At 37.3% G+C, this 13,214-nt stretch carries 15 protein-coding genes; 3 read left to right on the top strand and 12 right to left on the bottom strand.

The genetic code is table 11. The annotated features are described in order from the left end of the window. Nucleotides 1-52 precede the first annotated feature (52 nt). From NAG76_10895 to NAG76_10880, 4 genes are all read right to left on the bottom strand, one after another. Nucleotides 53-1,078, bottom strand: coding sequence for an aliphatic sulfonate ABC transporter substrate-binding protein (locus NAG76_10895; protein ID URN96692.1), 1,026 nt, complete (start codon nt 1,076-1,078; stop codon nt 53-55). 18 nt (nt 1,079-1,096) lie between these two features. After that, the gene (locus NAG76_10890; protein ID URN96691.1) at nt 1,097-1,903 is read right to left on the bottom strand and encodes an ABC transporter ATP-binding protein; all 807 of its coding nucleotides are present in this window, start codon (nt 1,901-1,903) and stop codon (nt 1,097-1,099) included. After that, nucleotides 1,879-2,673 (bottom strand): ABC transporter permease, encoded by a 795-nt coding sequence (locus NAG76_10885; protein URN96690.1) that lies wholly within the window; start codon nt 2,671-2,673, stop codon nt 1,879-1,881. The genes NAG76_10890 and NAG76_10885 overlap by 25 nt, the downstream gene beginning before the upstream one ends. 273 nt (nt 2,674-2,946) lie before the next feature. Further along, entirely contained in the window at nt 2,947-3,588 is a 642-nt protein-coding gene (locus NAG76_10880; GenBank protein URN96689.1) for an NAD(P)H-dependent oxidoreductase, read from the bottom strand. A gap of 201 nt (nt 3,589-3,789) precedes the next feature. Here NAG76_10880 and NAG76_10875 point away from each other — a divergent pair, with 201 nt between their 5' ends. Beyond that, on the top strand, nt 3,790-4,302 hold the full coding sequence (locus NAG76_10875; protein ID URN96688.1) for an Rrf2 family transcriptional regulator: 513 nt from the start codon (nt 3,790-3,792) through the stop codon (nt 4,300-4,302). A gap of 157 nt (nt 4,303-4,459) precedes the next feature. Here the strand turns inward: NAG76_10875 and NAG76_10870 are convergent, their stop codons facing one another. The 8 genes from NAG76_10870 to NAG76_10835 all read right to left on the bottom strand — a co-directional run bounded on the left by NAG76_10870 (nt 4,460) and on the right by NAG76_10835 (nt 11,378). Then, a complete protein-coding gene (locus NAG76_10870; protein URN96687.1) occupies nt 4,460-5,152 on the bottom strand; it encodes a DUF4367 domain-containing protein in 693 nt (230 codons plus the stop codon). Continuing rightward, the gene (locus NAG76_10865; GenBank protein ID URN96686.1) at nt 5,133-5,696 is read right to left on the bottom strand and encodes a sigma-70 family RNA polymerase sigma factor; all 564 of its coding nucleotides are present in this window, start codon (nt 5,694-5,696) and stop codon (nt 5,133-5,135) included. The genes NAG76_10870 and NAG76_10865 overlap by 20 nt, the downstream gene beginning before the upstream one ends. Nucleotides 5,697-6,352: 656 nt before the next feature. Then, nucleotides 6,353-6,646, bottom strand: coding sequence for a hypothetical protein (locus NAG76_10860; protein ID URN96685.1), 294 nt, complete (start codon nt 6,644-6,646; stop codon nt 6,353-6,355). A gap of 69 nt (nt 6,647-6,715) precedes the next feature. Then, nucleotides 6,716-6,859, bottom strand: coding sequence for a hypothetical protein (locus NAG76_10855; protein URN96684.1), 144 nt, complete (start codon nt 6,857-6,859; stop codon nt 6,716-6,718). Between the two features lie 150 nt (nt 6,860-7,009). Beyond that, nucleotides 7,010-8,797 (bottom strand): DUF262 domain-containing HNH endonuclease family protein, encoded by a 1,788-nt coding sequence (locus NAG76_10850; GenBank protein URN96683.1) that lies wholly within the window; start codon nt 8,795-8,797, stop codon nt 7,010-7,012. Nucleotides 8,798-8,800: 3 nt separating this feature from the next. Then, the gene (locus NAG76_10845; GenBank protein ID URN96682.1) at nt 8,801-10,099 is read right to left on the bottom strand and encodes a DUF262 domain-containing protein; all 1,299 of its coding nucleotides are present in this window, start codon (nt 10,097-10,099) and stop codon (nt 8,801-8,803) included. A 22-nt stretch (nt 10,100-10,121) separates the two neighbouring features. Next, nucleotides 10,122-10,700, bottom strand: a complete 579-nt coding sequence (locus NAG76_10840) for a hypothetical protein (GenBank protein URN96681.1) — start codon at nt 10,698-10,700, stop codon at nt 10,122-10,124. Between the two features lie 51 nt (nt 10,701-10,751). Continuing rightward, nucleotides 10,752-11,378, bottom strand: coding sequence for a hypothetical protein (locus tag NAG76_10835; protein ID URN96680.1), 627 nt, complete (start codon nt 11,376-11,378; stop codon nt 10,752-10,754). 64 nt (nt 11,379-11,442) lie between these two features. Between NAG76_10835 and NAG76_10830 the strand changes: the two genes are divergently transcribed. Further along, nucleotides 11,443-12,738, top strand: coding sequence for an arsenic transporter (locus tag NAG76_10830; protein ID URN96679.1), 1,296 nt, complete (start codon nt 11,443-11,445; stop codon nt 12,736-12,738). A 15-nt stretch (nt 12,739-12,753) separates the two neighbouring features. Continuing rightward, a complete protein-coding gene (gene arsC, locus NAG76_10825) occupies nt 12,754-13,155 on the top strand; it encodes an arsenate reductase (thioredoxin) (protein ID URN96678.1) in 402 nt (133 codons plus the stop codon). Nucleotides 13,156-13,214: the final 59 nt, after the last annotated feature.

The raw sequence follows: 13,214 nt of genomic DNA, 5'->3' as shown, positions 1-13,214 counted from the left end.
GTAACGACAGTAACTGTCGTTACTATTCTAACATGCATATTCCAAGTTTTATCTATTCTATTACTTTTTTCATAAGATCAAACGTTACATAATCTTCAACAGGTGCGCCTTTTTCAAGCTTACCGCTGTCTATAAACAATTTCTGTTGCTGTTCATACCATTTTTTCGCTGTTCCGTCCTCGAAAAGTTTTTGAACTTCTTTACCTTGTAGCCATACTCCAGTTTCTACTTCCTGCTCTACGGACTCCTTCGGAGTATCGTTTAGCTCAGCTACAAATGAAACGACCTCATCCAAATTATCAAGACGATAATCCATCGCTTTATGCAACGCTTTTAAGAAACGGACAACTTTATCTTCATTTTCACTCAAATATTCTGGTGTAACTACCCAGCTAGCTGGGAAGACAAATTCGTCGCTGAAGCTTGCGCTGTTTGCCAGAACGGTAATATCGTCCTTGCCCACTGCCTTTTTAATTTCTGTGGAATAAGGAGCCCATACAATAACCGCATCAACCTTATTAGCGATAAAAGCAGAAACTGCACCTGCCATATCCATATTAATAAGCTTCACATCATCGCGTGTCATATTTTCTTTTTTCAATGCCAAATCAAGTACAATATCACCGGATGTTCCAAGCTGTGTCGCCACGGTTTTGCCCTTCAAATCTTTCACAGACTTAATATCTGAGCCAGTGCGAACCATTAACTCTTCAGCCTTACTCAATACATCGAGCGAGATAATTTTCACTTTTCCTTCTACTGCTAGAAAATGAGCACCATGTCCAACATAGCCCAAATCAATATCTCCAGAAACCATTGCAGCTACTTCCGTCGGGCCACTAGTAAACTTTACAAGCTCAATTTCTAAATTTTGCTCTTTGAAAAAGTCTTTCTTAATACCTGTAATAATGGCTGATGAGCCTCCCATATTGGGATGATAAGCAATGCGCAGTTTATCCATCTTTACTGTTGAAGAAGTACCATCTTCCGGTTTACTTGATCCATCATTTGCTTTGCCGCATGCGGCTACTGTAAACACAAGAATTACTGCCAACATCATAGTGACCCACTTTTTCAAAACGATCCCTCATTCCGATTATTTTTTGGCTTCCAAATACTCTTCATACACCTGGCTCCAAATTTCATTCTTTATATCGTTAAACTCCTTGGACATGCGTGTTTCCTGTGTCCGTGGATGCTTAAGATCAATATCAATAATCGTTTTGATGCGTCCTGGTCGGGCGCTCATTACGACAACCCTACTTGCCAACAGCACTGCTTCCTCTACATCATGAGTAATGAAGAAGCATGTTTTTTGCTCCTGCTCCCATGTTTTGAGAAGTTCAACCTGGAGCTGTGTCCGCGTCTGCGCATCCAATGCGCCAAACGGCTCATCAAGCAACAGTAGTTTTGGATTAACCGCATAAGCTCTTGCAATAGCAACACGCTGCTTCATACCACCTGACAATTCCTTTGGGAATGCATTTGCAAAATCTTTAAGTCCTACAGTTTCTATATATTTCTCCGCAATCGACTTACGCTCGCCTTTACCCATTTTTTTCAGTTTCAAACCAAACTCAACGTTTTGTTTCACTGTTAACCATGGGAAAAGGGCATATTGCTGGAATACGACCCCGCGTTCGTTGCTAGGTCCATGAACTAACTTACCGTCAATTCTGACTTCCCCTGAAGTTGGATCATCTAACCCCGCCAATATATTAAGTAAAGTTGTTTTTCCGCATCCGGACGGGCCAACCACACATATAAATTCATTGTTATGAATCGTAAGATTTGTATCATTAAGCGCAATAACCTCGCCACGACTAGATTGATAAACCTTTCTTACTTTATCGACAATGACCTTTGGTTGACTTAGTATTATACGCTCCGCACTTCCTGCCATCCTGCCAGCTTCCTTTCTAAATAAAGTAGTGTTTTATCTAAAATAAAACCAAGTATTCCAATAACGACAATTCCTAAAATAACGATTTCCATTCTAAAGTACAGGCTTGCTTCCTGAATCATTTGACCAAGGCCAACCTGAGCTCCAGTAAGCTCTGCCGCGATAAGAGTCGTTAATGCTGCACTAAGACCTAGACGCAACGCAACTAGAATAAACGGAAATGAAGCTGGAATAATGACTCTGAAAAAGATATCTCGATCCCTTGCTCCAAGTACACGAGACGCTTTAATCAAAGTAACGTCAACGTTGCGAACCCCTTGATAGATCGATACGACCATGACTAGAAACGATGCAACAAAGATTACAGTTATTTTGGCGCTTTCGCCAACGCCTTGAGCTACTATTACTAGAGGGATATAAGCGATTGGTGGAATCGTTCTCAAAAATTGAATCCACGGTTCTACAATCATGCGGCATATTTTGTACCAACCCATCAGGAATGCTACCGGAATAGCTATAATTAACGCTAAAATAAATCCTCCTAATACACGATACAAGCTTACGTACGTGTGCTCAAGCAATTTCCCATTGGAAAGCTCCTTAATAAAAGCATTAAACGTTTCAACTGGCCCAGCAAATACTGCACCTGCACTTGTCATCGATACGAGTTGCCAAGTTAAAAGCCCTAGCATAAGGGATATAAGTAAGAAAACCCTTCCATCAATCTTATCGACTAGTTGCCCGAACTTAGTTGTCGGTTTGTTTATCATGCATCCTCACCTTTATCTCTTCTGTATTTGTTGGTTCTGATTACATCATACTAAGTTCACCATTTGTTCATAAGTATGAAATTCTTTACTACTTTTTTGTGTTCAACCTTTTTTCCAATTAGATAAGTACAGAAAAACAAAAAAAACCAGCCTGATGTATATCAAGACTGGTTTGGTGTATATGATGATTATGTGGCAATTCTGTGGGCAAGAGTAACTTCTCACACACTCCACACGGGTTGGGTGTCGGTCACTGAAAAAATCTTCGCTAACTTATTTCAATGCTAATTTAGAAGCGGATTCCTCCGCCTCTTTATATCCCTTTTGTAATACTTCGTCTTTATCCAATATAGAAGTCCCTTGTATTCGAACAATTTCATAATCCTCAATACCAAAGAAATTAAACATCGACTTAAGATACTTATGTGAGTATTCCACTTCGGTATACCAGTCATTATTGGTGTAAATTGCACCACTAGCTTGAATAGCAACGATACTTCTTCCATCTTTAAGAAGGCCGACTGAACCAGTATCGGTATACTTAAACGTTTCCCTTGCAATCATAATATTATCCATATAATCCTTTAGTTTTGAAGGAATATTAAAGTTATGCAAAGGATAAACAATTACATACTTATTAGCACTTTTGAATTGCTTTAATATCTCATTCATGCGATCAGTTAGTTCTTTTTCTTGACTCGTTAATTGTTCACCTTTTGTTTGTTTCTTCCATGCACTTAAGACTGTTTTATCTAACATGGGTACTTCATCGTCGTATAGATTTATTTGATCAATAACTTCATCACTTGGGTGCTTCTCTTTATATACTTTCAAAAAATAATTAAATACATTCAGACTTGCTGAGGTTTTAGAATCAGATTCTGGATGTGCATTTATGATTAGTAGTTTACTCATGGATGTTATCCTCCTAAATGAATTTATTCCCGTTGTATTATGGATTAACTTAATCGTCGATTAACTTAATCCATAATACATCACCCCCATTTTTATGTCAAACTAATTCGAGTTGTAATCTATGTAAATTTGCAAAAAGGAAATAGGTGCTATACTATTTTTATTAAAGTCTTTATAAGATGAAAGTAGGTGATTTTTCATATGCAGTATAGTGTTATGGTTGAATATGCTTTGCATAGCCTAGTCTATTTAATAGACATACCTGAAGAGGAAAGCATTGGAATAAAAGACCTTTCAGAATTTCAAGGACTCTCAGAAACGTATCTTTCGAAAGTTCTAGGTAAATTGTCTAAGGCAGGTATTGTAAGTTCTACACCTGGGGTAAAGGGTGGTTATAAATTAGCTAAGTCTCCCGAAGAGATTTCTTTTTGGGATGTAATAGAAGCAGTTGAAGGAGTAAAACCAATTTTTCAATGTAAAAATATATTAAAAACTAATCTTATGTATTCAGATAAAGATTGGTCTTCCTGTACCTGTACTTCCGGCAATCCTACTTGTACGATTAATATAACGATGCTTGAAGCAGAAGAATATATGCGTAAGTTCCTTCGTAATAAAACACTTGCATGGTTAAATAAGGAACTCGCTCATACTTTACCTGAAAAGGTGCAAACAGATGCCCGAGAATACTTTATAAGAAAAAACACTAACTAACTCCATTCATAAGTTAATTTCTGCAAGAGAATCTTTTATTAAATTACATATCATCTTAAAGAAACAAAAAAGAGGGGCTGCAGCCCCTCTTTAACTTTTTCTCTCCAACACTTCTCAGCTATTAGTCGTTCCATACCAACATACCCACATCAACTCATTAAGGCTCAACCGATTCGGCTACCTTCATGGCTTCATCGCCCGAAATCGGACCGGACACGCCATACTGAATGCCGTCAACCACCCAGAACAGCTCCGTGAACTCGGCTTGCTCGAAAATAATACCGTCCGCACCGCCCACTTTGGTCTGTGTGAACAGGTCCGTCGGGGACGCCGTCGGCATGCGGCTCGCGCTGAACGTCACCGTCTTATCACCTAAGCTGTATGTGAAGTTTAAATCTCTGAGTGGTTGGTCCTTCATTCCCACGCCGACGATCTCAGCTAGCTCGAAGCCTTCCGGGGCAACTTGAGGAACAAGCACACCGGAACCGAAAGCTGCTTTCGCTTCCTCCACCGTTCCGAATGGAGTTGTAATCAATTGGGACAACTCCGAACCTGCAGCTCCTCCGTTTCCGGGCTGCACGATTACCGACGAATTTTCCGTTGGAGTTGGGACTGTGGCGGGATCTTGCAGCATCGGCAATCGCGTCACTATGACGACTGCCGCGACCAGAGCTGCCGCTCCTCCAAGCCAGGCTTTCGGAAGAACGAATCGGCGGCGGCTTCTCTGCTCCGTTGCGGCTTGTTTCCTGATCTTCTGTTTATCGCTATCGCTTAAATCCATTGTAGAAAACAACATATCATCCATCTCCTTTTGCAAATTTTGACGTAAATTACGCTCCATGTCCGTCATCAGTTGTCTCCTCCTTGCGCATTTCCCGAGCCAACGCCTCGCGCGCCCGGTGCAGTCTGTTTCTCACGGTACCTTCGGGCGACGACGTCGCTTTCGCAATTTCCCGAGTGTTTAAGTCCAGATAATAATATAAATACAAAGCCTCCTGATACGGCAGAGGCAGACGCAGCATATGCTGCAAAATCTCGCTTTTCTGCAATCTTTTAAGCGCTTCTTCTTCCACGTTGAATATCCGTTCCCGCTCCATCAGGCTTGGATCGGTCGGCTGTTCCGTAAACATCCGCACGCCCATCTTGTCTCTGCAAACGTTGATAGCGATCGTCGTCAACCAGGTTTTAACCGCGCTATCTCCACGAAACGAGTTCCAGTTGCGATAAGCGCGAAGAAATACCTCCTGACTGATATCCTCGGCAAAATGCCGATCTCCTGTATAAAAATAAGCGGTGCGCATGATCGTGGAGCCAAAGCTTTCCATCAGCTGCTCTAGAGCTTGAGAGGGATCTTTAGGGAAATTTTCCTTGTTATTCGAGCCGGCCAGCTTCACTGAATTATCACCTCCACTTATTAGACGGCATGAGCGCAATTTTCGCTGCACTGTGCTTTAAACCTGACAGTCCATTAAAGATTTTGCGAATTTGAGCTTAAGTCCCCATACTCCTTCTACTTGAATTTCATACGATGAAAAGCCACATGAACAGTATGACTGTTTGATGCGGCTTTTCGACTTTATCTTATATCAAGACGCTATGATCTATTTAGAACGAAAATACAGGAAATATAAAAATAAACTAGCTGAAGACATTATAAGTAAGGCTGAGCCAAAAGAACAGAACAAATAATTGATAGACAAAGAGTTGTATACTGGAACGCGCCTCTTCGAAAAAACAAAACAAAAAAAACGCAAGTTAAAAAAGAAAAAGACCTGGACACAAACATCCAAGTCTTCGAAAAGCAAGTAAAGCATTTGCTACACCTCAATATTGAGGATGAGCGGATATATCCATATCTTAAGCAAGGAGCGTAGGAATTAATCCTGCCCCTCCAATGTTAGCAAAGCCACACACTCCACATGGCTCGAGAGGATAGAATGAATGTCATTTGAGTGTGTCCGTTCTCGGAAACATAACCACTGCGTTTATCTCATTATCGGTAGACGGAAACATATCAACAATTCTATAGTTCTCGGAAGCATATCTACTGCTATTTTTTCAAGGCCGGAATCTTAGTGCCCTTAACATTCACACCTAAGATTGTAGCCCCCAATACAAGCGCACCTCCTATGATAGGAACTCCATACTTAATTATTCCATTAAGAAAATCCTTGTTTTCAGTATCCTTTGCTGAAATACGATCTGCAACAGTGATCATCTGTTCAGTTATTTGTACTCTTTCTTCAGCAGTAATTGTGTCCTTTTTTAAGAGCTCACCAAGGTCATTTAGTATTTTCTTATATGCCTCAATTGCTTCCTTCTGGCTTTCGCCATTTTCCTTCATTGCGTTATTGCACATGGTATTTAACTGAGCAAGCATATTATTTGCTGATTCAGTGTAAGCAGGAAACTGTTAAATAATTTTAATTGCAACATCTTTATCCATATTCGGAATTGCAGAAACGAACTCCATGATTTTGTCTTTAGACATATTTCTGAAGCTGTCGATATCTAGTGCTTTCTTAACCTCATTCTCAGTAACCATATGCTTTGTCATAAACTTTTTCTCCTTATCTCAAGTATGTTTTTTATTAACCCCATGTCTTAAACTTAAGAAGTTCAGCAATTTCCTGTGTTTCGGATAGTTTCTCGTTTTAGAGGTTCTTGCAAACATATCCATTTATTACTTCTAATTATCTGAAGTGTTCTACCCTTTATTTTTCAAAATGTCGAACATTTCATCTTTATGAATACTTGACTTTTCTTCTGTCCACTTCCCATCACCTAGTCTTGTCATTTTTTCCATGACTTTCAATTTCAAACTTTGATTGATGATACTCGGATATGAATTGATTTTTCCACCCGGTGGCAAGTTAGAAAACTTAGAGTTCCCTGAAACTGTTATCAACGCTAAATTACCGAATCCGTTCAAGTCGTCTTGTTTCCAACGTTCTCCTTCCACCGGATTTTGCGGTTGAAAATGCTCGATGGAGCTTCTAAATTGAAATTGCCAATCATCTTGAAGTGGTGATAGGATTTCCTTCTCATTATATGAATAACCATCTCGATAAATTAAATAATCAAGATATGAAAATACAATTCGTTCAACTCCAAAGCCACTCACGTTTTGGTAATCAGAATCAACAACCTTCTTATGACAATAGTTCTCTAACAAGGCAATAATGTCAGTTCCTTCGTTTTCTAACAAGTTAGATAAAATAACCGTAATCCAGTGCATTGTTTTAGGTGATGTATAAGTAATACGTAAACAAGATTGAAGCGTTCTTAGTTTCTTATTATCATTACCTTCATCCCCAAATGTACCAACGTATTTAGGTTTATCACTATTTTTCTTTTTATCACGATATTTTTCTAAACGTTGCAGGGACCATTTACCCGTTTCTTTATAATCCCTAGCAAACTCACGTTTTAACACATACTTGTCAAATAGCACCCGACACTTCAATAGGTGGAACAAGAAATCCTTGGCTTTTTCGGGTGTTGACCATGCCCAAGATAGATTATTAAGGAAGTGTTTGTCATCAAGGCTTGCATCTTCTTCTCCGAGTTTTCTCATGACAGCATTGACTTGTAGTAAGAAGTTTGGAAATGAAATAGTTGATTCAAAACGTTCATTCTCATCTTCCGATTGTGTGATTGTTATATTAAGCATTTTATTATCTCTCAAGATATCAATCAAAGATTTTTTATCTACTGATTTATCCACTATCGAAATTTCTCTTTTTATCGAATCAAAGCCCTTAATTGATTGACATAGACTGCTCCAGTTCTTAGTAAAGATATTTCTTCGCACATTCACATCAAAATTCATCTGAACATACGAATTCATATCAGAACATTTTTCCCAAATCAGCGATGCTATATTTTTGTCATGATCATTTTCCAGTACTTCCAACAACTTAGCTTTAGCGATTTCATGAAGTTCCAATTGCTCTCCACGGGTATTCATTATTTCAAAGTAATGGTTTAAATCAATGTTCTGCGGGACTTGGACCCGAATAAGAAAAACTCGATTCAACTTTTGAACAAAGCTACTTTTATCGATATTTTTATTCTTGAAGTAGTTATCAACGATTTGAAAACCATACAAGATTTCTGGTGATGATAATTCTTCAATTAAATCTGGATTACTGCTATCGCTGATATAAGAAAGGGTACGATTTGATTTTTCACGTGCCTCAAATCGCAATGCTTCTTTCGCAAATGCAAGCCCCAAATACTTCTCAAGAAGATATAAAGTTGTTAATCGCTGCTGCCCATCAATCACTTCGTAAACATTGTTATCTGTTTGATTGACAATCAAATTCCCTAAGAAGTAGTTTTTATTAGAATCATCAATAGAGCTTTCAATATCCTCAATCAATTGTTCTATTTGCGTTTCAGTCCAAGCATAATTACGTTGATAAATCGGCACAAGATAATTGATGTTTTCGAAAACATGTGATGCCGGTATTATTTTTAAATCACTAGTCATCTCCTACCACCCATTCCATTCACAAAGCAATTCATACACTGCTTTATATTTTTCTTGATTATTGTCATCAATATCTGGCTGTTTAAGTGCAAGCAACTTCAATCCTTCTGGATCCTCCATTTCGCTAATTGCCGAAAACATATCAATCCCAAAGTTTGCTCGTTCATGCAGACCTTTTGCATATTTATTGATAGTCTGCGGATACACCGCATTCATTGCCAATCGTAATGAATAACTCCATGAATAAAGTTGCTGCATCACAGATTGGGTTAAGCTCTCCAGACCAAACCTATCCGCAAAGAATAATAACGAGCATTCATACAACTGCTTAATGTAAATATCACCAGAACGCTTGCTTGGAATTTGATCATGGTCATGAAAGTGATTAATTTGTTTTTGTATTTTTTCTAATAATTTTCCGTAATTAAGAGTGTAATTAAAGAATCGTTTCCCAGCTATCAAGGGTTGTGTCAATTGAAATTGATTTAATAATTTTGAGGAAAGCAATTCATTACTACCATTAGTATTAAATTGTTCTACATATAGATTACTTGCTTTATGGTAAATTGCATAATTGTAGATATTTGCTCCCTTAATTCCTTTGAATGAATCTATCTTACTTGAAGAATAACCTAATCCTTCTTTCCCCTTATACCATTGAGTCAGCGGGTACAAATAGCTTTTAAATAAATCTTCTAAATTATCTTGGTTTATGTTTTCCCAGCTATTTATGATTTTCACTTTTTGGTTCTCATCTTCACTATTCATTTCTCGCAAATGGTATGATTTCAACAAATCATGTGGTTTTAACTCTTTGCCACGGGAATTTTGTGAATCAAAGAACTGAAAAGCTTCTTGCTCGCTATCTGTGACAATTTGAACTGCACTACAATGTTCGAGTAGATATTCTTTGTATTTGCTTTGTACATCTTCCGAAAGTTCATTTATCCGCTTAGATAAAATACTAAAATTAGTCACTATTGCATCATTAGATAGTTGACTATATTTTTCTCGTAACAGCCCCTGATCCTCATAACCTAAACAGTATAGAAGAATCGAAAGGGTTGTAAGTCGCTGTTGGCCATCCACAACGTTGTATCTTCCATTGTCCTTATGTAAAATTACAGAGCCAATCCTATATTCTTGTACACTTTCTTGATAAGCGTTAAAAGTATCAAGAAAAAGCGTATTTGTAGATTTCACACTCCAACTATATGGACGTTGATATGATGGTAAGGCTAACTTCATTTTAAGTAATTCATGAATCTTTTTTATTTTTAATTCATCTTGAAGTAGAGCCATCCTTAAATCCCCCCTAACTACTTCAAATCTCAATTATGTAATATTTACGCCCCTCGCTTAAGTTCTTCCAGATAAAATTATATCTACCTGATAGGGTAATGCAATCTTCATTTTTTCCTACACCTGTTGGTTTGAAAATACTACCATAAACTGAATGTTCTTCTCTGAAAAACCTATAAATGCCCTCATTGTTGCGGCCTTCATAGAAAGGCCTATTTGAGACAAGGGTAACAGTAGCTGTTTTAGTAAATCCCCGACTTTTAAGTTCTTCCATGAATTTAATATCCTTCACGAATGAATACATCTGCTCTGGATACTGGTCATTTAATGGACATTTTAGTTCAATAGCATACCTTTCAGATTTTTCTCCATTAAATATAGTAATATCAATTTCCTTTTTAATGGTTTTGGTGTCTGTTGTGAAATATGACACATTCCTTTCAAATTGAATCCGATACCCTGAAATTCTTTCACGCAGGAATATCCCCAGCTCATGCTGAAGGCTAAATTCATTATAAATTTCAACTGCATTAACCTGTACGTACAGGAAAAAGTCCTCTACCAATTCCCTTAAATCAAGCAAATCATTCACCTCTATCACATTTCTTCACTGCCATTCAAAAATTTTTGAACTGTTACTATTAATCTTTTTTCATAAAAAGTATTTATTCGTCGTTTTTATGTTAAGTAATTCTTCTTTGTCTTTTTCTGTTAACAAATCATCCGGATGTTTACTAGAATCCTGAATCCAATTTGCCTTATCCATAGCCCATTTATATTCATCTGTTGTTTCATCCAGCTCGGCAGAAATGTATTCCTTTATTAGTTTCGAGTAAAAATAGTTTATTGAGTTAGCCAGCAAATCCTCAGTTTTTTTACGCTCTTTTTCTCTCCGTTCTCTAAGTAATTCCCTCTCCCGTTCTTCTATCAATCTTTTTTCTTCCTCTAGGATATGTGCCTTTTCTTCTTCATCCATAATTAGCGGAAGCGAAAATATGTATAAGAACACCTTTCTTAATAAATCTTCAGATGTCATAGTTTGCGTTTGTTTTATTAATTTTTCATGCTTGCCCCATTTACGCCAAGACAACTTATAACCTACTTCAACATTTATTTTTCCTATTGTTACATATTTAAATGTGTTGTAACGTGAATAGTCTTTATCCTCTGGGGATAATGTGACTTTTTTACAAGGGAGTCTAAATTTCAAACTGAGTGTATACTTTTTATACAATACTTGTATTTCATCATATTTACTAACGATTTTTGCTCCAGCCATTTCAAGCGCTTTAAATAAGCTATCAATGAAAGGTAAAACTTCTGAGTGATGGAGGTTAAATTTAGTGATTACAGCAATATTAGCAACAATAATTTTTTTAGCAACACTTATTCTCGTTATCTGGCAGCCAAAAGGATTAAATATTGGTTGGAGTGCATGTGGCGGGGCTATTTTAGCTTTATTATTAGGTGTAGTTGGATTTAATGATGTACTTGAAGTGATCGGAATTACCTGGAATGCGACATTATCATTTGTAGCAATCATTCTTATTTCACTGATTTTAGACGAGATTGGGTTATTTGAATGGGCAGCACTACATATGGCCAGAGCTGCTAAGGGAAATGGAATTAAAATGTTTGTCTATATTAGCATTTTAGGAGCCATCGTCGCTGCACTATTTGCAAATGATGGAGCTGCCTTAATTTTGACGCCAATTGTTTTAGCAATGGTTCGTAATTTGAAATTTAAAGAAAAGATGATCTTTCCATTTATTATGGCGAGTGGATTTATTGCAGATACGACATCTTTACCATTCGTAGTAAGTAACTTAGTTAACATTGTATCTGCAGATTTCTTTAACATTGGATTTGTAGAGTATGCTTCAAAAATGATTATTACTAACCTTTTCTCAATAGTAGCAACGATTACGGTCTTATTAATTTATTTTAGAAATAATATACCAAACACGTATGACTTATCTAAATTAAGAAAACCTGTAGAAGCAATTAAGGACTTTAAAATGTTTCGACTTTCTTGGTATGTTCTTGGGATATTACTGATTGGTTACTTTTCTAGCGAATTCACTCATATCCCTGTTTCACTTGTTGCAGGGGTCGTTGCCATCTTCTTTTTATTAATGGCAAGAAGGAGTAATGCAGTTAATACAAAAACAGTTGTAAAAGGTGCACCGTGGAATATTGTATTTTTCTCGATTGGGATGTATGTGGTCGTAAATGGTTTAGGAAATGCTTGGCTAACTGAATCGTTAGCTAGCGTTATCCAATCAACTGCTGAACAAGGTTTATTTGTTGCCACGATAAGTATGAGCTTTATAGCGGCTTTCTTATCATCTTTGATGAATAATATGCCAACTGTGATGATTGATGCCTTGGCTATTGCTGAAACCAACACATCTGGTACTATTCGGGAAGCTCTTATTTATGCAAATGTAATTGGGTCTGACTTAGGTCCGAAAATCACACCAATCGGATCGTTAGCTACTTTAGTATGGCTCCATGTTTTATCTCTAAAGGGAGTCAAAATTTCATGGGGAACCTATTTCAAAACAGGTATTGTTTTAACGATCCCAATTCTACTTATTACCTTAATAGGTCTATACTTTTCTTTATTAATTAACTAAAAGGAGATATACATCATGTCTAAAAAAACAATTTACTTTTTATGTACTGGAAACTCTTGCAGAAGCCAAATGGCAGAAGGCTGGGCTAAAAAAAATCTAGGTGCTGAATGGGAAGTCAAAAGTGCCGGAATTGAAGCGCATGGGTTAAATCCAAATGCTGTTAAAGCAATGAGTGAAGTAGATATTGATATTTCCAATCAAACATCAGATATAATTGATCCTGAAATCTTAAATAATGCTGATTTGGTAGTTACATTATGTGGAGATGCTGCGGATAAATGCCCAATCACACCGCCGCATGTTAAACGTGAACACTGGGGATTCGATGATCCGGCTGGAAAAGAGTGGTCTGAATTTCAGCGTGTTCGTGACGAAATTGGTGAACGAATCAAGCAATTTGGTGAAACAGGGAAATAAAAAGCACTATGCATAAAACAAATATATAAGGAAACCACCTGAAGTTATTTAATAATGCC

The sequence above is a fragment of the Candidatus Pristimantibacillus lignocellulolyticus genome, assembly GCA_023639215.1.
In the GTDB taxonomy this organism is placed as follows: Bacteria; Bacillota; Bacilli; order Paenibacillales; family Paenibacillaceae; genus Pristimantibacillus; species Pristimantibacillus lignocellulolyticus.
Note: the sequence above shows the minus strand (reverse complement) of the source record. Positions and strands in the feature narration are given on the sequence as shown.